Annotated in this window: 20 protein-coding genes; 12 read left to right on the top strand and 8 right to left on the bottom strand. The window is 65.0% G+C overall.

What is annotated here, in order from left to right:
- Positions 1-5: 5 nt before the first annotated feature.
- The gene (locus C513_RS0110405) at positions 6-929 is read right to left on the bottom strand and encodes a DMT family transporter (RefSeq protein WP_018715951.1); all 924 of its coding nucleotides are present in this window, start codon (positions 927-929) and stop codon (positions 6-8) included.
- Between the two features lie 108 nt (positions 930-1,037).
- Here C513_RS0110405 and C513_RS0110400 point away from each other — a divergent pair, with 108 nt between their 5' ends.
- The 3 genes from C513_RS0110400 to C513_RS0110390 all read left to right on the top strand — a co-directional run bounded on the left by C513_RS0110400 (position 1,038) and on the right by C513_RS0110390 (position 5,695).
- Complete coding sequence (locus C513_RS0110400; protein WP_018715950.1) at positions 1,038-2,036, top strand: quinone oxidoreductase family protein; 999 nt, start codon at positions 1,038-1,040, stop codon at positions 2,034-2,036.
- 66 nt (positions 2,037-2,102) lie between these two features.
- A complete protein-coding gene (locus C513_RS0110395; protein WP_245552825.1) occupies positions 2,103-4,760 on the top strand; it encodes a circularly permuted type 2 ATP-grasp protein in 2,658 nt (885 codons plus the stop codon).
- Positions 4,757-5,695 (top strand): transglutaminase family protein, encoded by a 939-nt coding sequence (locus tag C513_RS0110390; protein ID WP_018715948.1) that lies wholly within the window; start codon positions 4,757-4,759, stop codon positions 5,693-5,695. The genes C513_RS0110395 and C513_RS0110390 overlap by 4 nt, the downstream gene beginning before the upstream one ends.
- Here the strand turns inward: C513_RS0110390 and C513_RS0110385 are convergent.
- Complete coding sequence (locus C513_RS0110385) at positions 5,684-7,765, bottom strand: ATP-dependent helicase (RefSeq protein WP_018715947.1); 2,082 nt, start codon at positions 7,763-7,765, stop codon at positions 5,684-5,686. The genes C513_RS0110390 and C513_RS0110385 overlap by 12 nt on opposite strands.
- Before the next feature lie 139 nt (positions 7,766-7,904).
- Between C513_RS0110385 and C513_RS0110380 the strand changes: the two genes are divergently transcribed.
- Entirely contained in the window at positions 7,905-8,882 is a 978-nt protein-coding gene (locus tag C513_RS0110380; protein WP_018715946.1) for an AEC family transporter, read from the top strand.
- Positions 8,883-8,894: 12 nt separating this feature from the next.
- Here the strand turns inward: C513_RS0110380 and C513_RS13745 are convergent, their stop codons facing one another.
- The 4 genes from C513_RS13745 to hemE all read right to left on the bottom strand — a co-directional run bounded on the left by C513_RS13745 (position 8,895) and on the right by hemE (position 14,778).
- Entirely contained in the window at positions 8,895-9,245 is a 351-nt protein-coding gene (locus C513_RS13745; RefSeq protein WP_018715945.1) for a hypothetical protein, read from the bottom strand.
- A 95-nt stretch (positions 9,246-9,340) separates the two neighbouring features.
- Positions 9,341-10,333, bottom strand: coding sequence for a prolyl aminopeptidase (gene pip, locus C513_RS0110370; RefSeq protein WP_018715944.1), 993 nt, complete (start codon positions 10,331-10,333; stop codon positions 9,341-9,343).
- A gap of 48 nt (positions 10,334-10,381) precedes the next feature.
- Positions 10,382-12,508: a replication restart helicase PriA gene (gene priA / locus C513_RS0110365; protein WP_018715943.1), complete on the bottom strand. Its 2,127-nt coding sequence runs from the start codon at positions 12,506-12,508 to the stop codon at positions 10,382-10,384.
- A gap of 1,136 nt (positions 12,509-13,644) precedes the next feature.
- Positions 13,645-14,778, bottom strand: coding sequence for a uroporphyrinogen decarboxylase (gene hemE, locus C513_RS0110360; RefSeq protein ID WP_018715942.1), 1,134 nt, complete (start codon positions 14,776-14,778; stop codon positions 13,645-13,647).
- A gap of 184 nt (positions 14,779-14,962) precedes the next feature.
- Between hemE and C513_RS0110355 the strand changes: the two genes are divergently transcribed.
- The 8 genes from C513_RS0110355 (at position 14,963) to C513_RS13255 (ending at position 23,712) form a co-directional block, all read left to right on the top strand.
- Entirely contained in the window at positions 14,963-15,469 is a 507-nt protein-coding gene (locus C513_RS0110355; RefSeq protein ID WP_018715941.1) for a hypothetical protein, read from the top strand.
- Between the two features lie 242 nt (positions 15,470-15,711).
- Positions 15,712-16,392, top strand: a complete 681-nt coding sequence (locus C513_RS13260) for a GNAT family N-acetyltransferase (protein WP_018715940.1) — start codon at positions 15,712-15,714, stop codon at positions 16,390-16,392.
- A gap of 109 nt (positions 16,393-16,501) precedes the next feature.
- Entirely contained in the window at positions 16,502-17,383 is an 882-nt protein-coding gene (locus C513_RS0110345) for a CorC family transporter (RefSeq protein ID WP_018715939.1), read from the top strand.
- Between the two features lie 30 nt (positions 17,384-17,413).
- On the top strand, positions 17,414-19,054 hold the full coding sequence (gene lnt, locus C513_RS0110340; protein ID WP_033395043.1) for an apolipoprotein N-acyltransferase: 1,641 nt from the start codon (positions 17,414-17,416) through the stop codon (positions 19,052-19,054).
- Positions 19,055-19,123: 69 nt separating this feature from the next.
- On the top strand, positions 19,124-20,044 hold the full coding sequence (glyQ, locus tag C513_RS0110335) for a glycine--tRNA ligase subunit alpha (protein WP_018715937.1): 921 nt from the start codon (positions 19,124-19,126) through the stop codon (positions 20,042-20,044).
- Positions 20,045-20,055: 11 nt separating this feature from the next.
- Entirely contained in the window at positions 20,056-22,233 is a 2,178-nt protein-coding gene (glyS, locus tag C513_RS0110330; RefSeq protein WP_018715936.1) for a glycine--tRNA ligase subunit beta, read from the top strand.
- 22 nt (positions 22,234-22,255) lie between these two features.
- Positions 22,256-22,879 carry a D-glycero-beta-D-manno-heptose 1,7-bisphosphate 7-phosphatase gene (gene gmhB / locus C513_RS0110325; RefSeq protein ID WP_018715935.1) on the top strand — a complete coding sequence of 208 codons (624 nt, stop codon included), beginning with the start codon at positions 22,256-22,258 and terminating at the stop codon, positions 22,877-22,879.
- A gap of 20 nt (positions 22,880-22,899) precedes the next feature.
- Positions 22,900-23,712, top strand: coding sequence for a M48 family metallopeptidase (locus C513_RS13255; protein ID WP_018715934.1), 813 nt, complete (start codon positions 22,900-22,902; stop codon positions 23,710-23,712).
- Between the two features lie 291 nt (positions 23,713-24,003).
- Here the strand turns inward: C513_RS13255 and C513_RS0110315 are convergent, their stop codons facing one another.
- Positions 24,004-24,240: a DUF2274 domain-containing protein gene (locus tag C513_RS0110315; RefSeq protein ID WP_026320754.1), complete on the bottom strand. Its 237-nt coding sequence runs from the start codon at positions 24,238-24,240 to the stop codon at positions 24,004-24,006.
- Positions 24,241-24,323: 83 nt separating this feature from the next.
- The coding region (locus C513_RS13250) for a transposase (protein ID WP_018715932.1) at positions 24,324-24,491 on the bottom strand (168 nt) is incomplete at its 5' end.

Here is a 24,491-nt window from a genome sequence, read left to right as displayed (position 1 = left end):
GCAGCCTAGCGCCGCGACGACACCACGATGCCGCCCACGATCAGCAGGAAGGCCACGCCGTGGTACCAGGCCGGCATGTCGCCCAGCAGCAGCACCGAGAGCACGGCGGCAAACAGCGGCGTGAGGTTGGTGAAGAAGCCGCCAATCGTCGGGCCGACGTGCTGGATGCCGATGCCCCAGCAGGCGTAGGCCAGCAGGGCCGGGCCGAGCACGACAAAGGCCAGGCCGCCGATCAGTGTCGGGTTGTTCCAGTCCACGTGCAGGTCGGGCATGACAGCCCATTCCAGACCGGTAAAGAAGATCGACCAGAGCACGCCAAAGAACAGCTGCGCCATCAGCATGCTTTTCCAATCGCTGCGGATCTCGATCGGTTCGCGCGTGTAGAGCAGCATCCAGCTGTACATGGACCAGCAGGCAGTAGCTGCCAGCATGTAGAGATCGCCCACCACCAGTTGCAGCTGCAGAAGGTTGGCCAGCGAGCCGCGTGACAGTACGAACAGCACGCCGGCCAGTGACAGCCCGGCGCCGGCCAGTTTGGGTAGCGTGACCGGAGCCTTGTAGGCCAGCCGGCCGATCAGCATCATCCACAGCGGCATGCTGGCCGCGACCAGCGTGACGTTGACCGGGGTCGAGGTGTGCAGCGCCATGTATTGGAACATGTTGTAGCAGCCAATGCCGAGCAGGCCGACGATGGCGTAGCGTTTCCAGTGCGCCCACAGCGGGCTGTCGGGTGCGATGGTGCGCCAGGAAAACGGCAGGAACACCAGTAGCGCCAGCGACCAGCGCACCAGGTTCAGCGTGACCGGGGGAATCAGGTCGGCCAGCAGGCGGCCGACCACGGCATTGCCGGCCCACATCATCGGGGCAAGCGTCAACAGGAAAATGGCCGTCAGCGGAATGCGCCCGGCAGGAGTGGTGGAAACAGACATGGGGAGCCACTGTAGCAAGAAAATCCCTGCGTTGCAGACAGGGACAACAGGCTCTCAGGTAGCATCGCCTTGTTGCTTTTCATCGCATTGCTTGCCAGGAGACTCTACATGACCGCCATTTCCAGCCGCGCCATCCGGATCGATGCCACCGGTGGCCCCGAAACCATGCAGCTGCGCCAGATCGAGGTGCCGGCTCCCGGCCCTGGCGAACTGCGCATCCGGCACCACGCGGTCGGGCTGAACTACATTGATGTCTATTTTCGTACCGGCCTGTATCCGATGGCACTGCCGGCCACGCTGGGCATGGAGGCGGCCGGCGTGGTCGAATCGGTGGGTGAGGGCGTGACCGGCTTCCGGCGGGGCGATCGCGTCGCCTACGTGGCGGCAGCGCCGGGCAGTTATGCCGACCTGCGCACACTGTCGGCCGATACCGTCTGCCATCTGCCGGACGATATCAGTTTCGAGACCGGGGCGGCCATGATGCTCAAGGGCCTGACGGCGCAATACCTGCTGCGCCGCGTGCGCGGCCAGCACGAGGTGGTGGCGGGTGACCATATCCTGTTCCACGCGGCCGCTGGCGGCGTCGGCCTGATTGCCTGCCAGTGGGCCAAGGCGCTCGGTCTGCAGGTGATTGCCACGGCCGGCAGCGCCGAGAAATGCGCGCTGGCCCTGGCCAATGGTGCCGCCCATGCCATCAACTACCGGGAAGAAAAATTTGCCGAACGGGTGCGCGAGATCACCGGCGGAGCCGGCGTGAAGGTGGTGTACGACTCGGTCGGCAAGGACACCTTCGAGGGTTCGCTGGCCAGCCTGATGCCGTTCGGCCTGATGGTCAGCTTCGGCAATGCCTCCGGCCCGGTGCCGCCGGTGGCACCGCTGGCACTGGCCCAGGCTGGTTGTGCCTACCTGACGCGCCAGACGCTGTTTACCCATCTGAGGCAGGGCCGCGCCACGGTCGATGCGATGGCGGACGACCTGTTCGGGGTGGTGCGCAGTGGCCAGGTGCAGATCCATATCGACCAGCGCTTTGCCCTGGAAGACGTGCAGCAGGCGCACCGGGCACTGGAAGCGCGCCAGACCACCGGTTGCAGCGTGTTGCAGCTCTGAGCCGCACTCTGCCGCAAGGCCCATGGCCTGCGGCACAATGGGGGTCCCGGCATGATTGGACAGAGCGTGACAGATACCGATTCCACGAGCGCAGCAACGGCAGCCCCATCATGGCATTTCAGCGAGTTGCGCGGGCATGCCGTGAGCGGCAGCGAGGCCCCGGGCCGTTCTGCCGACAGCCTGCAGGCCATGCTGGACACGCCCGGCAGCATGGCACCGTACTGGCGGCACTTTTTTGCCAGCCAGACCCTCACCGCGGCCAGCCTGGACGAGCGGCTGCAGGCGCTGCAGCGCCATATCCGCGACAACGATGTCGGCTACAACGTCCACTCCGGCGATGGCCAGGTGCAACGGCCCTGGTCGCTCGACCTGTTTCCGCTGCTGTTGCCGACGGCGGACTGGCAACAGATCGAGCGCGGCGTGTTGCAGCGCACCCGGCTGCTGGACCGGGTCATGGCCGATGTCTACGGCCCGCAGCAGCTGCTGCACGAGGGCCTGCTGCCGGCAGCGCTGGTGCTGGGACATCCCGATTACATTCCGGGCATGCAGGGCGTACAGCCGGCCAGTGGCGTGCATGTGCATGTGGCGGCCTTCGACCTGTCACGTGATGCGAACGGCCACTGGTGGGTGGTATCGCAGCGCCTGCAGGCACCGTCCGGTCTGGGCTACATGCTGGAAAACCGCCATGTGGTGGCGCAGCAGTTTCCGCAGGCGCTGGATCGCATGCGCGTGCAGCGCCTGCCCACGCTCTACCGGGCGCTGATTGCCAGCCTGCGCCGCCGCAGCCCGGCGGGCGAGCGCGCCCATATTGCCCTGCTCACGCCGGGGCCGTTCAACGAAACCTATTTCGAGCAGGCCTATCTGGCACGCTATCTCGGCATTTCGCTGGTCGAGGGCAGCGATCTGACCGTGCGTGACCGCAAGCTCTATCTGAAAACCCTGCACGGGCTGGAGCAGGTCGATGTGCTGATCAAGCGCGTTGATGACCAGTATCTCGACCCGCTGGAGTTGCGGCCCGAATCCCGGCTTGGCATCCCCGGCCTGCTGCAGGCGATCCGCGCCGGCAATGTGATCATGTCGAATCTGCCGGGCACCGGTTTTCTCGAATCCAGTGCCATTCTCGGCTTTTTGCCGGCGCTGGGACCGCGCCTGCTGGGCGAGGAGCTGCTGCTGCCGGCGCTGCACACCTGGTGGTGTGGCGAACAGGCCGTGCTGTCCGAGGCGCTGGCGCAAATGGACGATTGCGTGATCAAGGCGACCTACCCGGCAGCGCATCCCGGCGGTGTGCCGCGGCGCAAGGCCTTCGATCCGGTGCTGTCGCGCCACCTGGACGCCGAGGAGCGCCAGCAATGGGTGCAGCGCATTCTGGCGCAGGGCGAGGACTACACCATCCAGCGTTATCTGCCGCCGTCCAGCATGCCGGTCTGGCGCGCCGACGGTGCCGGCCAGGGTGGTCAGCTCGGTTTCCGGCCGGCCCTGCTGCGCGTGTTCTGCGTGGCCGATGCGCCGGGCGAATGGCGCGTGGTGCCGGGCGGCCTGGTGCGGCTGGTGGGCGATACCGGCGGTCTGTCGTCGATGCGCTCCGGCGGTTCCAGTGCCGATGTCTGGGTGCAGGCGGCAGACGGTGCCACCGAGACCGGCCATCCGCCCGGTGCGCTGCAGCCGGCCGGCCGCGGCACGGGCATGCCGACATCGCTGCGGGGCTGGCTGGTGACCAGCCGTGCGGCGGACAATCTGTTCTGGATGGGGCGCTATACCGAACGTGTCGAAACCAGCGTCGCCACGGCGCAACTGGTGCTGAATGTGCTGTCTGGCGAGGAACGGGCGTCACCCGCGCTGTTGCAGTGGCTGGATGGCCTGTTGCGCCACAAGGGCCTGTTGCCGGAAGCCGCCACGCGGACCCTGGCAGAGGACCCGGAGGCCTGTCTGCACCAGCTGATCGATGGCCTGGCCGGAGTCGGCGGGCCGGGCGTGATCCGCCAGCAGCTGTCCTGGCTGCATGGCACGGCATCGCGCGTGCGTGACCGCCTGGCGGCTGACCACTGGCAGGAGGTGCGCGCTGCCGAGCAGGGCTTCATCGAGTCCGGCGAGCGCCTGTCCCGCCAGCAGAGTTCCCGGCTGGACAGCGCCCAGCACATGCTGCGGCGGCTGGCACAGCGCATGACCGCCATTACCGGCTCGCAGCTCGACCGCATGACGCGCGATGATGGCTGGATCGTGCTGTCGGCAGGCCGCATGATCGAGCGGCTGGTGTTTCTGGCGCATGCCCTGGACCAGGCCTTCCTGACGCAGGTAGTGCGCGAGGAGGACGGTTTCGAGGCGGTGCTGGCGCTGTTTGACAGCACGATCACCTTTCACGCCTTCTACCAGCACAGCCATGACCTGACCGACCTGCTGCAACTGCTGGTGCACAGCCGCGAAAACCCGCGTGCGCTGGGCTGGGTTGCCTATACGCTGGAGCGCCGCATGGAGCGCCTGCAGCGCGGCCACGATGACGGCCGGGCTGATCTGCGCCTGCTGCTGCCGAAACCGGGCGAAGTGCCGCTGGCGCAGCTGTCGCAGGCCGACAGCCAGGGCCACCATGGCGCGCTGCATCTGTTGTTGCAGCAGTGCATGCAGGGCGGGCTGGCGCTGTCCGAGGCGCTGACGCAGCGCTACTTCACCCACACCAGCGTGGTGACGCACCAGACCATGCGCCGGCTGCACGAGGGCATGCCGGCATGAAGCTGCATATCCTGCACGAAACGCGCTACCGCTATGGCGGCATGGTGGACAATGCGCAGCACCAGGTGTTTCTGCGCCCGGCTGATTCCTCGGCCCAGCAGTGCCTGGAGCACCAGTTGCTGATCGATCCCGATCCGGGCGTGATCGAGACGCGCCAGGACATTTTCGGCAACACCACGTCCTGGTTCTCGCTGACGGCACCGCACGATGTGCTGTCGGTGCAATCGCGCAGTGTGGTGGAAACGCGCAAGCCCTGGGTGGTGGCCAGCCAGATGCCCTGGGAGCAGGTGCGCGAGCGTTTTACCTACCACAGTGGCGGCAGCTACGACCCGGCACACATCTTCGTGTTCCCGTCGATGTATGCGGCGGCCGATGCCCTGGCTGCCGATTACGCCCGGACCTCGTTTGCGCCGGGCCGTCCGCTGCACGATGCCGCCATCGAGCTGATGGAGCGCGTCTACCAGGATTTCATCTACCGCAGCGGTGCCACCGGCACCGGCACCACGGCCACCGATGTGCTGCAGCAGCGCTCCGGCGTCTGCCAGGACTTTGCCCATGTGCTGCTGTCCTGCTTCCGTGCCCAGGGGCTGGCGGCGCGTTATGTCAGCGGCTATCTGCTGACGCAGCCGCCGCCAGGCCAGCCGCGCCTGCGCGGGGCCGATGCCTCACATGCCTGGGCATCGGTCTGGCTGCCGGATCTGCAGCCGGTGGATGGCGATCCGGCGCAGCCGCCCGGGGGCTGGCTCGATCTGGATCCGACCAACCGGCGCTGGGGCTGGGATACGCCGGGCGATGACTATGTGCGGGTGGCGACAGGGCGCGACTTTACCGATGTGTCCCCGCTGCGCGGTGTGATCAATGGCAGCGCAGGGGATGAACTCGACGTGGCGGTTACGGTCGAGCCGGAGCACGAACGCTCCGGTTCACAGGCGTGATTTCGCCTCGGCGCTGGCAGCGGCCTTTTTCGCGAACTCGGCGCGCAGCGCCTTCAGCTTCTCGCGCGGATCTTCCTTGACGGTGGCGCTGTCCAGTGCCATTTCCTTGATGAAACGGCTGGGCTGCGCGCTGATGATGTCGCGTCCCTTCTTGCGCCGGCGTGTCCAGCTCACCGCCAGAGAACGCTGCGCGCGCGTGATGCCCACGTACATCAGCCGGCGTTCTTCCTGGATGCGCTGCAGCAGGCCTTCCGCTTCGCCGCTGCCGGCCTCATCGTCCACGCGGAACGGCAGCAGGCCTTCCACCACGCCGATCATCATCACATGCGGCCACTCCAGACCCTTGGAAGCGTGCAGCGTGGACAGCGTGACCACGTTCTGCTCCTCCTCGCGTTCGGAGATGGTGGAGAGCAGGGCGATGGTCTGTGCCACTTCCAGCACGGTCCTGATCTCGCTTTGCGTGTGCACACCGGCGGTATCGTCCAGCGTGCCGCCGGCGCGGCCCGCCATCCAGTCGATGAATTCGAGCACATTGTTCCAGCGTGCGGCGGCGACCTTTTCGCTGTCCTCGCTGTCGATCAGGTATTGCTCGAACTGGATCTCGCGCAGCCAGTCGCCGAGGAAGGTGCGCGCCGCTTCAGCGCCGCTGGTATGGCGTGCCCGGTACTCCAGATCGTTCAGGTAGCGGCCAAATTCATGCAGGCTGTCTACCGCGCGCTTGGGCAGGGCGGCCGGCAGAGAAGGGCTGAACAGCGCCTCGAACATGCTGATGCGGTACTTGCCGGCAAACTCGCCCAGCTGCTGCATGGTGGTGTGGCCAATGCCGCGCTTCGGGCTGGTGATGGCGCGCAGAAAGGCCGGATCATCATCGTTGTTGGCCAGCAGCCGGAACCAGGCACACAGGTCCTTGATTTCGGCGCGGTCAAAAAAGCTGGTGCCGCCCGATACCTTGTACGGAATCTGCGCGCGGCGCAGCGCGGTTTCCAGTAGTCGGCTCTGGTGGTTGGCACGGTACAGGATCGCAAAGTCGCGGAACTCCTTGTAGCTGGAGGTGGAGCGCAGGCTCTGGATGCGCGCCACCACACGGTCGGCTTCGTGTTCCTCGTTGTCGGCATCGATCACGCGTACCGGCTCGCCATCGCCGAGCGCGCTCCACAGGGTCTTGGGAAACAGCTTCGGGTTCGGGCCGATCACGTTGTTGGCGGCCTGCAGGATGTTGCTGGTGGAGCGGTAGTTCTGCTCCAGCTTGATCACCTTCAGCTCCGGAAAATCTTCCGGCAGCTTGCGCAGGTTGTCCAGCGTGGCACCGCGCCAGCCGTAAATGCTCTGGTCGTCGTCACCCACGGCGGTAAAGCGTGCATCGGGCCGGTGCGGTCCGACCAGCAGCTTGAGCAGCTCGTACTGGGTGGCGTTGGTGTCCTGGTATTCGTCGACCAGCACATGGCCCAGCTGCTGCTGCCATTTTGCGCGTACCTCGGGGTGCTGCTGCATCAGCTTCAGTGGCAGCTGGATCAGGTCGTCAAAATCCACGCTCTGATAGGCCTGCAGGCGCTCATGGTAGAGCTGCATCACCATCGCGGCGCTGCGATGCTCCTCGTTGCCGCGAGCCTGCTCCAGCGCCTGGGCCGGCGTCAGGCCCTGGTTCTTCCATAGGCTGATGGTCCACTGCCATTGGCGCGCCACGGCGGCATCGGTGGTCTTGCCGCAGTCCTTCAGCAGCGACAGCACGTCATCGCTGTCCAGGATGCTGAACTGCTCCTTCAGGCCAATCGTCTGGCCATCCTCGCGCAGCATGCGCACGCCCAGCGCGTGGAAAGTGCAGATCACCACCTCGCGCGCAGCCCTGGCACCAATCAGGCCCTTGGCGCGCTCGCGCATTTCGGCGGCGGCCTTGTTGGTAAAGGTGATGGCGGCAATGCGCTTCGGCTCCAGTCCGGCCTGGATCAGCCGCGCGATCTTGTGCGTGATCACGCGCGTCTTGCCCGAACCCGCGCCCGCCAGCACCAGGCAGGGGCCATGCAGGTAGTTGACCGCTTCCTGCTGCGCGATATTCAGGCCATCAGACGACATGGAACTCCAGAAAGACAAATGCAAAGACCCGCCGCAGCGGGTCGATCAGGGATGGGACATTATCGCCCAAAGCGGGAAAGCAGGGGCCGGTCCGTTGGTCTGGCTCTGGCAGAATGGGGCGCTTGCCGAGTGCTGCCCGATGCTGTCGATTCTTGCCGTTACCTTTCCATTCTTTGCGCTGGTGCTGTGTGGCTATCTGGCCGCACGTCGCCAGCTGCTGCCTTTGGCTGCCATTCCGGGCTTGAATAGCTTTGTGCTGTATTTTGCACTGCCTGCGCTGCTGTTCCAGCTGGCGGCGCGCACGCCGCTGCAGCAGCTGCTGGATGGCGTGCTGCTGGCCTGCTACCTGCTGGCGGCTGCCGTGCTGGTCACCCTGAGCGTGGCCCTGGCGCGACGTCAGGGCCGCAGCTGGAACGATGCCGCCATGGGGGCCCTGGTGGCGGTGTTCCCGAACAGCGGCTTCATGGGGGTTCCGCTGCTGGTGGCCCTGCTGGGCGAAGCCGCCAGCGGCCCGATCATCCTGCTGGTTGCCGCCGACATGGTGATCACATCCTCGGTCTGTATCGCGCTGTCACGGCTGGACGGGGCCGAAGGCAGCGGCCTGCAGGCGATGCGGCAGGCGCTGGGCAAGGCCTTGCGCGGCGTGCTCGGCAATCCGATGGCGTGGGCGATTCTGCTGGGTACCGGATTCACGGCGCAGCAATGGGTGTTGCCGGCGGTGCTGGACAAGACCGTCAGCCTGCTCGCCAATGCCGCCACGCCGGTGGCGTTGTTCACCATCGGGGCGGTTCTGGCGCGTGCCAATATGGTTCCGCAGTCTGCCCGGCATGCCGATGGCGGCTGGCGCGATCCGGCCGGCATCGCCGCCATCAAGCTGGTGCTGCATCCGCTGCTGGTGTTGGGTGCCTGCGTGCTGGCGCGTCGCGTCGGGCTACCGCTGTCCGACCTGGCACTGCAGGTGCTGGTAATGGCCGCCGCACTGCCCAGTGCCAGCAATGTCTCGCTGCTGGCCGAACGCCTGGGCGCGGACAACACGCGTGTGGCGCGCGTGATCCTGCTCAGTACGCTGGCCTCGTTTGTCAGCTTTGCGCTGGTAACGCAGTGGATGCGGCCCTGAGGGCAAGACGGCTTATTCCGCCGGCACAATCACTTCGCTGCTGCGCAGGATGCCGCCTGCGGCCACGCTGCCGCTAGCCTCGCCGCCGCCACTGACGCGATCCAGGCAGGCCTGCTTGTACAGGTCCGGCAGGCGTTCGCAGCGCGCCTGGGCGTTGATCTGGTACTGGGTCAGCGGCTTGGAGCTCAGCTGGCCCGGCGCACCGCGCGCAGCCGCCGCTTCATGCGCCTGCGCTGTCGGATAGCCTTTCTGTGCCCCGCTGGGGGACGGCGCAGCCGGGGCGGTCTGTGCCGATGCGGCAGCGGCCATCCCCAGGGAAGCGGCAAACAGGGCGGCACGCAGTGCCAGGGCAGTGCTTTTCATGGGATTCTCCTTGTCGGGTGATGGGATTGGAGCCAGTATCCGCCCGATCCGCACCATCTGCACGTAGGAATTTTGCTGAAGCGCCTGTCTCTGTTTCAGCCGCCGGCAAAGCGGTCGGTGGCGGCCAGCAACTGGTCCAGCGTGCCGCGTTCGTTGTAGGCATGGCCGGCGTTGCCCACCCAGTGCAGCTCCACCGGTGCTTTCAGGCTGTGCAGCACCCGGTACAGATCCCAGGCGCTGGTGGCTGGCGTGCACATGTCGTAGCGGCCCTGCACGATGACCGTGGGGATCTCGCGCAGGCGGTCGGCATGCACCAGCAACTGGGCCTCATCCAGAAAGCCGCCATGGGTGAAATAGTGGTTCTCGATGCGGGCAAAGGCCAGCGCATGGTGGTCGTCCACCTTGTCCGGGCCGGGCAGCAGCGAGATGGTGCGGTTTTCCCAGCGCGTCCAGGCCAGCGCACAGCGCAGCTGCTCTGCGGCATCGTCACCGGTCAGGCGGCGGTGGTAGGCGGCGACCAGATCATCGTGCTCGTCTTCCGGGATCGGGGCCAGATAATCCTCCCACAAGTCAGGAAACACATAGGAGGCACCGGCCTGGTAGAACCAGGCGATTTCCGATTCGCGCAGCGTGAAGATGCCGCGCAACACCAGTTCGCTGACGCGTTCGGGGAACTCTTCGGCATAGGCCAGCGCCAGCGTACTGCCCCAGGAGCCGCCAAACACCAGCCACTGCTCGGCGCCCAGCATCAGGCGCAGGCGCTCGATATCGCTGACCAGATGCCAGGTGGTATTGGCCTCCAGGCTGGCGTGCGGCGTGGAACGGCCACAGCCGCGCTGGTCGAACAGCAGCACGCAGTACTGCTGCGGATCAAACAGGCGCCGGTGGTCGGCGCTGCAGCCGCCGCCCGGACCGCCATGCAGGAACACCGCCGGCTTGCCGGCCGGATTGCCGACCAGTTCCCAGTAGACCTGGTGGCCGTCGCCGGTATCGAGAAAACCGGTCTGGAACGGCTCAATCGGCGGATACAGTTCGCGCTTGTCGGCGTGGATATCGTCGTGGCTGATGTTGTGCTGGAAAATCGTCATGCTGGCCTGCGGAGTGATTCGGACAAGACCCTACTGTAACGCCTGCACTCAGATGGCCAGCGGATCCACATCAATGGCCCAGCGCAGGATGCCGCGCGGCCGGTGCTGCTGCAGCAGCTGCGCCAGGATCGGCAGCCGGCGCAGCAGGGCCTGGCGCTGATCCGTTTCCAGCAGCATTTGCGCGCGTTCGCGGTTGGCCACGCGCTGCGGCGTCATCGGGATCGCCGGGTAGCCGAACACCAGGCCCTGCGGGTCGTATTGCTGCAGGCTGTGCAGCGCCAGGTTCAGAAAGTCCTGCGCCTGCTGCTGGTCACGGCTTTCGGCGCGCACCAGCGCCTGGTGGCTGAACGGTGGCATGCCGGCGGCGGCGCGCTCTTCCAGCTGCTGTGCGGCAAACGCCGGGTAGTCGTGTGTCTGCAGGGCGGCAAACAGGGCATGTTCGGGAAACTGGGTCTGGATCCACAGCTCGCTGGTGCTGCCGATGGCGGCATCGCGCCCGGCGCGGCCACCGGCCTGCATCAGCAGGCTGAACAGGCGTTCCGGCGCACGGAAATCGCTGCTGAACAGGGCGCTGTCCGGATTCAGCGCGGCCACCAGCGTGATGTGCCGGAAATCATGCCCCTTGGCAATCATCTGCGTACCGACCAGGACATCGACATCGCCGGCGTGTACCTGGCCGAGCTGCTGCTCCAGACTGCCGGCATGGCGCGTGGTGTCGGCGTCCATGCGCAGGATGCGGATCGCGCTGCCATCCGGGCGCTGCAGGTTCTGCAACTGCTGCGCCAGCGCTTCTTCCAGCTGTTCGGTGCCCTGGCCCAGCGTGCGCAGATCCTGGTTGCCGCAGCCCGGGCAGGCATGCGGGACGCGCTCGGTAAAGCCGCAGTGGTGGCAGCGCAGCGTGCGATCCAGCTTGTGGAATACGCGGTAGGCGCTGCAATGCGGGCATTCGCTTTTCCAGCCGCAGTCGCCACAGTGCAGCACCGGCGCATAGCCGCGCCGGTTCAGCAGCACCATGCACTGTTCGCCACGCGCGATGCGCTCTTCCATGGCAGCCAGCAGCGCCGCGCTGAACACGGTTTGCCAGGGCTGTTGCCGCATGTCCACCAGCCGTACCCTGGGCAGCGGTGCAGCGCCAATCCGGTCCGGCATGCACAGGCGCAGATAGCGTCCGCCGGCATCGCCATCACCAGCCGGCCGGCTGTGGTGCCAGCTTTCCAGCGAGGGAGTGGCCGATCCCAGCAGTATCCCGGCACCGGCATGGTGGGCGCGGTAAATGGCCAGATCGCGGGCCGAATAGCGCGCACCTTCCTGCTGCTTGTAGCTCGGATCGTGCTCCTCGTCGACCACGATCAGGCGCAGTCCCGGCAGCGAAGCCAGCACCGCCATACGCGTGCCCAGTACGATGCGTGCCTGGCCGAAATGCGCCGCCAGCCAGGCCTGCAGCCGCTGCGCCGGCGTCATGCCGCTGTGCATGCTGACCAGGCGATGCTGTGGAAAGCGGCGTGCAAAGCGCTGCTCCAGCTGCGGCGTCAGGTTGATCTCCGGCACCATCACCAGCACCTGGGCCTGCGCATCCTCGTCCAGCAGCGCGGCCGCTGCCTGCAGATAAACCTCGGTCTTGCCGCTGCCGGTGCTGCCGAACAGCAGCGCCGGTGCCAGGGGCTGGCCGGCTTGTGCCTGTCGCTGCTGTTGCAGCAGCGTGGTCAGGGCTGCCTGCTGCTGTGCCGACAAGGGCAGCGGGGCTTCGGCGCTGTCCGTGGCTGCGGCCAGCATCGCCTTGTCCAGCTTCTTCAGCCGGCGCGCCAGCTGCGTGCCATCCATGTCACGCAGCTGGGGCGGCAGTGCCGACAGCGCGACCTCACCCATGCTGCGCTGGTAATAACGTGCGGTGAACTGCACCAGCTGTCGCCAGCCGCTATCCAGCACCGGCAGCGTATCCAGCACCTCGCTGATGGCGCGCAACTGGACCGTCTCCGATTCCGGCTGCTCCGGCCCGTCCCAGACCACGCCGAGTACCTGGCGTGCGCCCAGCGGCACGCGCACCAGCGTGCCGGCCGGCAAGGCGTGCGCATGCAAATAGTGCAAGGGGCGGGCTGACAGCGGGCTGTGTGCCGGCAGCGCGACCAGCACCGGTACCGGAACGCCTGCAGCAGCGTCAGGAAGCAGGGAAGACATGGCCGGTACTTTACCCGTTCCGGCGCGTTCCAGAGGGGAAAAGTCCGGTTGTGCACATGCCCCCAGCAAATGTGGATAACTTTGTGGATGTCTTGGGGGTGGAGCACGCAAGTGCGCGTCATTCAAGGCTTTGAGCACTTTGCAGCAAAAATGGGCAAAAAGATAAATATATTGAAAATCAACAACTTGCGAGATTGATGAAAAATATGCCGGCGTGTTGTCCGTATCGGCAGCCATTAGCACAAATGTGGGGATAAATCGTGCCGGCTGGCCGTTCAGACAGGTTTTTTTGTCCATCCGGACTGTATGTTCATCCAAGCCGCTGCCAGGCCAGAGCAGACGTGGCCTGGCGCGCAGCCCCTGCGCCAGCCCGCATATTTGCTGGCTTCTGACGCAGGGGGGCCGGAAAGCCCCGTATCTGCTGGCTTGCCGGGCAGCCGGGGTTCGCCCACAGCTCCTGTGGATAACTTTGTGGATGATCTTGGGAGGAGTGCGCCAAGTCCGCGTTCTGCATGGCTTCCAGCGTTTTGCCTAGATAAGTGGCAAAAAATGAAATCCATAAAAATCAACAACTTGCGGAATATGTCAAGGGACGATTCTGTTGCGCTGCAACATAAATGACGTGCCGAAGACGCCTCTGTGGCATGTGTACAAATCCGCATGAGGTACTCGGGTTTGTGCCTGCAGTGGCCTGGATGCAACGCACATCCGGTCGTCGGCTTCCAGTTAGCTGACACTCTTGTCATCTTGCCCGACCAGGCTGCCCCAAGTGCTTGTCCTGATTGGGCTTTCCAGAGCCTATCAGTGACCTGTGGATAACTTTGTGGGTATCCCTTGGGTACGCACTGGACAAGACGAGGAATCACGTACTTGCAGACGTTTGCTGCAGCTTGACTTGAGATTATTTTTTCTTGAAATTCAATAACTTGCAAAACCCTCCTGGGAGCTTGCCAGTCAGCTGCCCAGCGCAGGGCGATCAGTATGGAAATGTGCATAACCTGGCGTTGTCAAGCCCGCACAGCCGGATTTTCCGGGCTTGACAGGCACGGTTTTCCACAGTTTGGCCAACGGCTGCAGGCCGCGGACAAAAAAACCGCTGGCACAGGCCAGCGGTGGTACACGGGGCAAGGGCCTTGTCAGCCGGCCGCCGCCTCGCGCATGGCGCGCGAATGGCTGTGTACGGCCTCTACCAGCGCCGTCACGTGCTCGGGCGGGGTGAACTGGCTGATGCCATGGCCCAGGTTGAAGATATGCGTGGCACCCCGGCCTTCGCCGGTGTGCGGCGTGCCAAAGCTGTCGAGCACGGCACGCGCTTCGGCAGCCACCTTCTCCGGCGGGGCGAACAGCACGTTCGGATCCAGGTTGCCCTGCAGCGTCTTGCCTTCGCCGTGCATCCACAGCGAGGCGCGGGCGGCACCCAGATTGACGGTCCAGTCCACGCCCAGCACATCGCAATCGAGCAGATTCATCTGTGTCAGCCACAGGCCGCCGCCCTTGGTGAAGACGATGCGCGGAATATCGGCTCCGTCCGGGCCGGTGCGCTTGAGCTGGCCCAGCACCTGTTCGGTATAGGCCAGGCTGAATTCCTGGAACTTGCCGTCGGCCAGCACGCCGCCCCAGCTGTCGAAGACCATCACGGCCTGGGCGCCGGCATCGATCTGGGCGTTCAGGTAGGCAGCCACGCTGCGCGCGTTGATGTCGAGGATGCGGTGCATCAGGTCCGGGCGACTGTACATCAGGCTCTTGACGGCACGGTAGTCGCTGCTGCTGCCACCTTCGACCATGTAGCAGGCCAGTGTCCACGGGCTGCCGGAGAAGCCGATCAGCGGCACGCGGCCATTCAGCGCCTTGCGGATGCTGGTCACGGCATCAAACACGTAGCGCAGCTTGTCCATGTCCGGCACGTCCAGCGCGGCCACGGCAGCCTCATCGCGTACGTTCTTTTCGAACTTCGGGCCTTCGCCCTGCTGGAAACTGAGGCCCAGGCCCATGGCATCGGGAATCGTCAGGATGTCGCTGAACAGGATCGAGGCATCCAGCGCAAAGCGGTCCAGCGGCTGCAGCGTGACCTCGGTGGCGTAATCCACGTTCATGGCCAGATCCATGAAGCTGCCGGCGCGGGCGCGCGTTTCGCGGTACTCGGGCAGGTAGCGGCCGGCCTGGCGCATCAGCCACAGCGGCGTGTACTCGGTCGCCTGGCCGCGGCAGGCACGCAGAAAGGTATCGTTCTGGAGGGGGGCAAAAGCAGTCTTGGCATTCATGCCCTGCATTGTCGCAGGGATTGGCCGCAAAGCGGCAGCATCCGGGTGCTGCACCGCGGCATCGTTGCTGTTACAGACGCTTGCCAGATTTGCCGTCCATTTCGCCAGCCGGTCATCTTCCCCTGCTCATAATGATTCTGACGCCAGCCATGCCGGCCGGGCGCACATACATGTCATCAGGAAGGAGATCGCCATGGGACTGCTAGACGCACTTTCGCAAATCGCCAATGCCATCAGCCAGAACAGCCAGCCGCAACAAAGCCATGTGGACGAGATCGTGCGTGATGCCCCGCGTGACACCGTGCGCGAAGGCCTGCGCGAGGCTTTTGATGCCGGGGACACGCCCAGCATGGGCGAGCAGGTCGGCCAGATGTTCGGCCAGTCCAGCAACCAGCAGCAGGCCGGCCTGATCAACCAGGTGATCCAGGCCCTGGGTCCGGCAGCGGCAGCGGCACTGGCCGGCGGCGTGCTGCAGAAGATGATGAAGCCCGGCGAGCAGCAGGTTGATGCCGATGCGGTCGCGCAGCTGTCGCCCACCGAGGTGACGCAGGTTGTCAACGAGGCACAACAGCAGCAGCCCGAACTGAGCCAGCGCCTGAGCGAGTTCTACGCCGACAACTCCGGCCTGATCAAGGCGCTGGGTGGCGTGGCCCTGCTGGCGGCTGCGATCAAGATGAAGCAGTATTCCGAGCGCCACTGATCACTGTCGCGCTGATCAGCACAAGGGCACCCCGCGGGGTGCCCTTGTTTTTGTGGCGTGGTGTTGACAGTGGAATCGAACAAGTGTGCTATTTCTTACATTGCATGGGGTTTTATGTCTGTTTCATGAATCGCAACAAGGGATAACCCTATACTCGTGTTCGTCCGGTTGCCAACCCGCGCGACCGTTTCAACTGTGCAGCAAGGCCCACACGGTGCGAGCTGCCAGTCAAGGAAACTCCCATGACGACTGCCGTTGCCGACTTTGAAGCCGTATTGGCGCAACCTCCGCGTGAACCGCTGCGTGCCCGCACCGAGGTGCCGCTGCGCGAGGTGCCCGAACACCATCGCCACAAGGTGCTGGAGCACCTGCTTGCGCTGGACGAACGCGACCGATACCTGCGTTTTGGCCTGCTGGCTGGTGATCGTCATATCGAGCGCTATGTCAACGGCCTGGAGTTCGACAGCGACGAACTGTACGGTTACTACGACGAAGATCTGAATCTGGTAGCCATGGCGCATCTGGGCTACAGCCCCGATGGCAAGGCGGCCGAATTTGGTGGTTCCGTCAACAAGAGCCTGCGTGGCATAGGCATGGGCCAGCAGCTGTTTGACCGCGCCATCCTGCACTGCCGCAACCGCGGCCTGAATCTGCTCTACATCCACGCCCTGACCGAAAACCGTCCGATGCTGCGCATTGCGCGCAAGGCTGGTGCCCGCGTCGAGCGCGATGGCGAAGAGTCCGAAGCCTATCTGACCCTGCCGGCTGCCACCCATGCCAGCCGTCTGGAAGAAGCGCTCGATACCCGTGTGGCCTATACCGACTACCGCATGAAAAAGCAGCTGCGCAATTACCAGGACTTCCTGCAACGTCTGCAAGGCTTCGGCCTGCTGGGAAACCCGCTGCTGCGCCAGCATTCCTGAATCTGCCAGTCAGGCAAAGGGAATCCGGGCATACCTGACATTCGGGTGTCCCGGATTTTGTGTATCCTAGGATCATTGCAACCATCTGCACGCCAGTGCTTCCAATTCCGTGAGTGACCCTTCGCCTTCCCCCAGTCTGGGACATGAGGACAAACGCAGCCTGCTGCAAAAAATCGCCGAATTCCTGCATCCCGGACCCGACTCCCCGGAAGAGCTCTACAACACCCTGGCCCAGGCCGAAAGCAACGATGTCATCGGCCCCGACAGCCGCATCATGCTGGAGGGCGTGCTGCGCATCGCCGGCATGACTGCCAGCGATGTCATGGTGCCGGCCAAGCGCATGGACCTGCTGGACATCAACGCCAGCTATGACGAACTGCTCAAGACCGTCATCAACACGGCCCATTCACGATTCCCGGTCTACGAAGGCGAGCGTGACAACATCATCGGCACGCTGATGTCCAAGGACCTGCTCAAGCTGCAGCGCGCCCCCGATCTGAATATCCGCGTGCTGCTGCGAGCCCCGCTGTTTGTCCCGGAAAGCAAGGGCCTGAACGAGCTGCTGCGCGAGTTCCGCGTCAAGCGCAACCACCAGGCCATGGTGATCGATGAATTCGGCCGCCTGGCCGGCCTGGTCACGATCGAGGACGTGCTGGAAGAGATCGTCGGCGAGATCGAGGACGAATTCGACGAGATCGAGGAAGAGGGCGATATCTACAGTCTGGCAGACGGTTCCTACCGCGTCAGTGGCGACACCCCGGTCGAGCGCATCAACGAGGACTTCGAGGTGCGCATCACCAGCAGTGACCCCGAGGATGAAGACAGTTTCGATACCATCGGCGGCCTGATTGCCCACGAAATGGGGCATGTGCCGCGTCGTGGCGAGTACATCACGCTGGACGGCCTGAACTTTGTCGTCATGCACACGCGTGGTGGCGCGGTGCGCTGGTTCAAGGTGTCCCGCGCTGCGCATACCGAGGCAGCCGGATAAGGCAGCCGGCACCAGTCGCCACCAGACGCCATGACTTCCCGATTGCCTGCCGGACGTATCGGCTATCTGCTGCTGGCCCTGTGCGGCCTGCTGCTGGCCTGGGCCGGAGCCTGGCCCTGGGGCGGCATGGCGCTGTGGTGGCTGCAGCCGCTGGTGCTGGCGCTGGCAGTCTGGCTGCTGGCAGCCTCGGTGCCGCCGTCCGGCACACCGCGCCAGCGTTTCCGTCACGGTTTTTGGCGTGGCTGGCTGCTGGCCACGGTCTGGCTTGCCAGCACCTTCTGGTGGCTTTACATCTCCATGCATGTGTACGGCGGCATGCTGGCCTGGCTGTCGGCGCTGGCCGTGCTGCTGCTGGCTGCCGCACTCGCCCTGTATTACGCGCTGGCCTGCGGTCTGTGGCTGGCGCTGCAGGGGCCCTGGCGCACCGGCGGCAGCCTGCTGTTTGCCGCGCTCTGGCTGTTGGCCGAACTGTGTCGTGGCGTGCTGTTTACCGGGTTCCCCTGGGGCGCGTTGGGCTATGCCCATGTGGAAGGCCCGCTGGCCGGCTGGGCACCCTGGCTGGGCGTTTATGGCATCGGTTTTCTGGCCAGCTGGATCGCGGCCCTGCTGGCCATGCGCCAGTTGCGGGGCCGTGCCGCACCGGTACGCCAGGGCCTGGCCACCGCCGCCGGCGTGGTCGCGCTGCTGCTGGCCGGCATCATGCTGCGCGAGGGCATCAACCCCGGCCTGACCAGCCCCGCCGGCAGCCGGCCACTGGGTGTGGAGCTGATGCAGGGCAATATCCCGCAAAATGAGAAATTCCTGCCCAATGGCGGCATCGAGACCGCCTTGCTCTGGTATGGCGATCAACTGATGGCGGCGCAGGCCCCGCTGGTGCTGCTGCCCGAGACGGCCCTGCCGTTGCTGCCCGAGCAGCTGCCGCCGGGCTACTGGCAGGCGCTGCAGCAGCGTTTTGCCACGGGGGATCAGGCCGCACTGATCGGCACCCCGGCTGGCAGCTTCGACACCGGTCTGGCCAATGCGGTGGTCGGCATGGTGCCGGGTGGGGCCGTGACGGCCGGCAGCCAGCCGCAGTCCGGCGTGCTGCTGCCGCCTGCGCAGCAGCCGGAATACCGTTATCTCAAGCAGCATCTGGTGCCGTTTGGCGAGTTTGTGCCTTATGGCTTCCAGTGGTTTGTCGACATGATGGTGATGCCGCTGGGCAACTTTCTGCGCGGCGATGCCAACCAGCCGCGGCTGCTCTGGCAGGGCCAGCGCATCCAGCCCAATATCTGCTACGAAGACCTGTTTGGCGAAGAGCTTGCCATCAGCTTTACCGATCCCGGCCAGGCGCCGACGATGCTTGCCAACGTCAGCAATATCGCCTGGTTCGGTGACACGGTGGCGATCGACCAGCACCGCCATATCAGCCGCATGCGTGCCACGGAACTGGGCCGTCCGATGCTGCGTGCCACCAATACCGGCTCCACTGCCATCATCGATCACCTGGGCCGGGTCCAGCAGGAGCTGCCGCGTCTGGAACGCGGCGTACTGCGCGGCGAGGTGCAGGGGCGGGAGGGCCTGACGCCGTTTGCGCGCTGGGCCGGACAGTTCGGTCTGTGGCCCTTGTGGCTGCTCGGCATGGCGCTGCTGGCGCTGTTTGCCCTGCGTGCGCCGCGCCCGCGCGGCTGATGCCGGCACTGCGCCATATTCCCCCGCTAAAATGATTCATTGGCCCCCTTGCGGGCAGACAGGATATTTATGCTGACATTCCAACAAATCATTCTCAAGCTGCAGCAATACTGGGACGCCCAGGGCTGCGCGCTGCTGCAACCCTATGACATGGAAGTCGGTGCTGGCACCAGCCACACCGCCACCTTCCTGCGCGCCATCGGCCCCGAACCGTGGAAGGCCGCCTATGTGCAGCCCAGCCGCCGTCCCAAGGATGGCCGCTACGGCAACAACCCCAACCGCCTGCAGCACTACTACCAGTACCAGGTCGTGCTCAAGCCGGCCCCCTCCAACATCCTGGAGCTCTACCTGGGTAGCCTGGAGGCACTCGGCTTCGACCTGAAGCAGAACGACATCCGCTTTGTCGAGGACGACTGGGAGAATCCCACACTGGGCGCCTGGGGCCTGGGCTGGGAAGTCTGGCTCAACGGCATGGAAGTGACGCAGTTCACCTATTTCCAGCAGGTCGGCGGTATCGACTGCAAGCCGGCCACCGGCGAAATCACCTACGGCCTGGAGCGCCTGGCCATGTACCTGCAGGGCGTGGACAACGTTTACAAGCTGCAATGGACCGATGGCCTGACCTATGGCGATGTCTACCACCAGAACGAAGTCGAGCAGTCCACCTACAACTTCGAGCACAGCGATGCCGATTTCCTGTTCCAGGCTTTCGCCGCGCACGAAAAACAGGCCAAATACCTGATCGAACAGCAGCTGGCGTTGCCGGCCTACGAGCAGGTGCTCAAGGCTGCGCACACCTTCAACCTGCTGGATGCCCGCGGTGCGATTTCCGTCACCGAGCGTGCCGCCTACATCGGCCGCATCCGCAACCTGGCGCGCGCCGTGGCGCAAAGTTATTACGACAGCCGTGAGCGCCTGGGCTTCCCCATGGCACCGCGCGAGTGGGTGGCCCAGATGGAAGCTGCCTCCAAGGACAAGAAGGCCGCCTGAGAAAGAACACCATGACGATTCCCAATCTGCTCGTAGAACTGTTTGTCGAAGAACTGCCGCCCAAGGCGCTGAAAAAGCTGGGCCAGGCCTTTGCCGATACCCTGCTGGCCGCGCTGCGCGCCCAGGGTCTGGCCAATGGCAACAGTGTCGCCACCCCTTATGCCAGCCCGCGCCGTCTGGCCGCCCATGTCACCCGCGTGGTCGCCAAGGCCGAGGACAAGCCGGTGCAGCTCAAGCTGATGCCGGTCACGGTCGGTCTCGATGCCGACGGCCAGGCCACCCCCGCGCTGCTGAAGAAGCTGCAGGCTCTCGGCAAGGGCGCCGATGCAGTGGCGCAGCTCAAGCGCCAGCAGGACGGCAAGGCCGAATCCCTGTTCCTGGACAGCGTGATTGACGGCGCTTCCCTCGACAGCGGTCTGCAGAAGGCGCTGGAAGAAGCCATCAGCAAGCTGCCGATTCCCAAGGTCATGACCTACCAGCTGGAAACCGGTTGCGACATGCCGGGCTGGAGCAGCGTGCAGTTCGTGCGTCCCGCGCACGGTCTGGTGGCGCTGCATGGCAGCACCGTGGTGCCGGTGCAGGCGCTCGGCCTGCAGGCCGGCCGCCAGACACACGGCCACCGTTTCGAGGCCAGCACCGATCCGATCGCGCTGGCCGATGCCGACAGCTATGCCGACACGCTGCGCGAGCAGGGTGCCGTGATTGCCAGCTTCGAGGAGCGCAAGGCCGATATCGCCCGCCAGCTGGAACTGGCTGCCGTGCAGCTGGGCCAGGGTTACACGCCCATCAGCGACGAGGCCCTGCTGGAAGAGGTCACGGCGCTGGTCGAGCGTCCCAAGGTGCTGGTCTGCGCCTTCGAGCCCGAATTCCTGGAAGTGCCGCAGGAATGCCTGATCCTGACCATGAAGGCCAACCAGAAGTACTTTCCGCTGCTCGATGCCGAAGGCAAGCTCACCAACCGCTTCCTGGTGGTCAGCAATATCAACCCCGCTGATGCTTCGGCCGTGGTGGGCGGCAACGAGCGCGTGATTCGTCCGCGCCTGGCTGACGCCAAGTTCTTCTTCGACCAGGACCGCAAGAAAAAGCTCGAGGAGCGCATTCCCGGTCTGGCCAAGGTGGTCTACCACAACAAGCTGGGCACCCAGGCCGAGCGCAGCGATCGCGTACGCCAGATTGCGCATGCCATCGTCAACCAGCTGCGTCTGGGCACACACCCCTACACGCTGGAAGACAAGGACAGCTTCGACGTGCTCGACAGCAAGGTGCAGCAGGCGGCGCAGCTGGCCAAGTGCGACCTGCTCACCGACATGGTCGGCGAATTCCCCGAGCTGCAGGGCATCATGGGCCAGTACTACGCCCGCCACGAAGGCCTGCGCGATGGCGTCGCACTGGCCATCGAGGACCATTACAAGCCGCGCTTTGCCGGTGATGTGCTGCCGCGCAACCACACCGGCACCGTGCTGGCACTTGCCGACAAGCTGGAAACCCTGGTCGGCATGTTCGGCATTGGCAACCTGCCCACCGGCGACAAGGATCCGTTCGCGCTGCGCCGCCATGCGCTGGGCGTGATCCGCATCCTGATCGAGAAGCGCCTGCCGCTGGACCTGTCCACGCTGGTAACCGCCGTGGGCGGCATCTTCGGCACACTGCTGCCCGATGCGACCGGCAGCAACCAGCAGCTGCTCGATTTCATCTACGAGCGTATCGGCGGCTATCTGCGCGAGCAGGGCTACAGTGCGCAGCAGGCCGATGCCGTGATCGCCGTGCGTCCGTCCTGGGGCGAGATTCCGGCGCGTCTGGAAGCCGTGCGTGCCTTTGCCCAGCTGCCCGAGGCTCCGGCGCTGGCAGCGGCCAACAAGCGCATCGGCAACATCCTGAAGAAGGCCGGTGATGTCGGTCAGGTGGTCGATGCACATGTCAGCGAGATGCTGCTGCAGGAACAGGCCGAAAAGGCGCTGTTTGCCGCCATGCAGCAGATTCTCCCCGAGGCCGATGCCCATGTAGACAGCGGCCGCTACACCGAATCGCTGCAGGTGCTGGCGGCCCTGCGCGCCCCGGTCGATGCCTTCTTTGACGATGTGATGGTCAACGCCGAACAGGACGACTTGCGCATGAACCGCCAGGGCCTGCTGAAAATGCTGCATCTGGCGATGAACCGCGTGGCCGACCTGTCGCGCCTGGCCGTCTGATCCTGCTGCTGGAGCTGCTGCCATGACGTCCCCGCGCCGCAACGCCCTCAAGCTGGTCGTGGTAGACCGCGACGGCACCCTGAATGTGTACCGCAAGGGCTACATCAAGGGCCCGCAGGAGTGGGAGCCGATTCCCGGAGCCATGGAGGCCCTGGGCCTGCTGGCGCGCGCCGGCTGGCATGTGGTGGTGGCCAGCAACCAGCCTGCGCTCGGTCGCGGCGTGATGGACATGGCCTCGCTCAACGAGATCCACGAGGTCATGCACCGCCAGGTGCAGGCGCATGGTGGCCGCATCGATGCCGTGTTCTTCTGCCCGCACAGTGCCGAGGAATCCTGCAGCTGCCGCAAGCCGGAATCCGGCATGTTCCTGGAGATTGCCGAGCGCTACGGTGTCGAGCTGTCGTCCATCCACGCCGTGGGCGATGCCCTGCGTGACGTGCAGGCGGCCTCGGCGGCCGGCTGCATGGTGCACCTGGTCTGCACCGGTGAAGGCGAAATCTGGCGGGACCAGCCGCTGGATCCGGCATTTCCGCCGCACACCCGGGTACACGACGATTTCCTGGACTTTGCCAAGACCCTGCTGCAGGAAGAGGAGGCGGCCCAGGCCGCCCAGTCGGCTTCCGATCAGGCCAGCCTGACCCCCTGAGCCACGGTGGCAGCATCCGCATGACAGAGTCCACCCGCTCCGAACCGCTGCTGCAGCACCCGCAGGCCAACTGCCAGCTGGTGCTGGATGGCCAGGATATCGGCTACCGTCTGCAACGCAGCCACCGCCGCACGCTGGGCATGCGCATCACCGAGGACGGACTGGCCGTATCCGCTCCCTTCTGGATCACGCGCGGCCAGGTCGAGCATGTGCTGCTGTCCAGGGCCGGCTGGATCCTGCGCAAGCTGCGCGAACACTATCTGGCCGCCAGGAGTGCCGCCCAGCCCGTGCTCTGGCAGCATGGCATGCAGCTGCAGCTACTGGGCCAGCCGATGCGCATCCTGCTCGATGCGCAGTCGACAGCCGGGCAGAAGCTGCCGCCGGCACGGGCGCAGGCGCGGTTAGCCGCGCTGGCGCACTGGGAAGAGGGCGATGCCGGTGCATCCCCCAGCCTGACCCTGAGCCTGCCGCCACAGGCCACCGCCGCCGACATGCGCCGTGTCACCCTGGCCTGGTTCCGGCAACAGGCTCTGCGCCATTTCGAACAGCGTGTGGCCGTCTACGCGCCGCTGCTGGATGTGCGCTGCAGCGCGCTGCACCTGAGCAATGCGCGTACGCGCTGGGGCAGTGCCAATGCGCGTGGTGTGATCCGGCTGCACTGGGGGCTGTTGCATTTTCCGTCCGCCGTGCTCGATTACGTCGTGGTGCACGAGCTGTGCCATCTGCGCGAAATGAACCACAGTCCGCGCTTCTGGGCCCTGGTCGAGCAGTTGATGCCCGATTATCGCGAACAGCGCCAGTGGCTGTCCGGCGCCCGCCTGCCACAGTGGTGAACAGCACGCCATGAAAAATGTCCGCTGTCAAGTCTTTCATGCAGATGTGCAGCAGGGAAAAAGGTCTTATGGGGTAATAGGTTAGGCTAGATTTCAGCCGTTGCGTGCTCTTGCTGCTTTTCGAGCTAGGTGTCGCACGGGCGCTTCGCGGTGGTAAGCGCAAGGGCACCGCAGCAGGCAAGGTCGCATCGGTCATCGTAGTCCTGCACTTCCACAAGGCTCCTCAAAAGCGAAAGCGCAGCCAGTAGGCTGCGCTTTCTTGGTGAGCGGATGGCGGATGCGTCCGCATCGTCAACCTGACTTCGGAAGTGCAGCCTTGCTCCCGCCTCCCTTCCTGAATCCCCGGTCGCCGGCCATGAATGCCTCCAGCATATGCGGGATCAGCGTCGTGGCATCGACCGCCTCGCCATACGCCTGCGCGTGCAGCGCGGCGTAGCGGTCGAGGTCAGCCTTGAGGCTGGCCGGGCACGAGAACGTGAGCTTTAAGACCACTGCATAACCTCCCTCGAATACGCCAGTTTCGAGCATGAGCGATGAAAATTCCGCCAATTCGGCCAATTTGCCCGGCTCAAACATGGCGAAGAGCCGCTTTTGCGGCCCCATTACCCCTTTCAGGGCGCACCTACCCCTGCAAGCTCCATCGCTTTCAACTTGCGATGCGCCTTCAGCAAGTTCATCCCCAGCGCCGCCCAACACATCTGCGCCTGCACTTTCGCTGCGCCAAAATACCGCGCCCGCGCCAGGTTGAACCGCCGCTTCATCGTCCCGAAGGCCTGCTC

Origin of the sequence: Allobrachymonas chironomi DSM 19884 (genome assembly GCF_000374625.1) — a bacterium.
GTDB lineage: Bacteria > Pseudomonadota > Gammaproteobacteria > Burkholderiales > Burkholderiaceae_C > Brachymonas > Brachymonas chironomi.
Note: the sequence above shows the minus strand (reverse complement) of the source record. Positions and strands in the feature narration are given on the sequence as shown.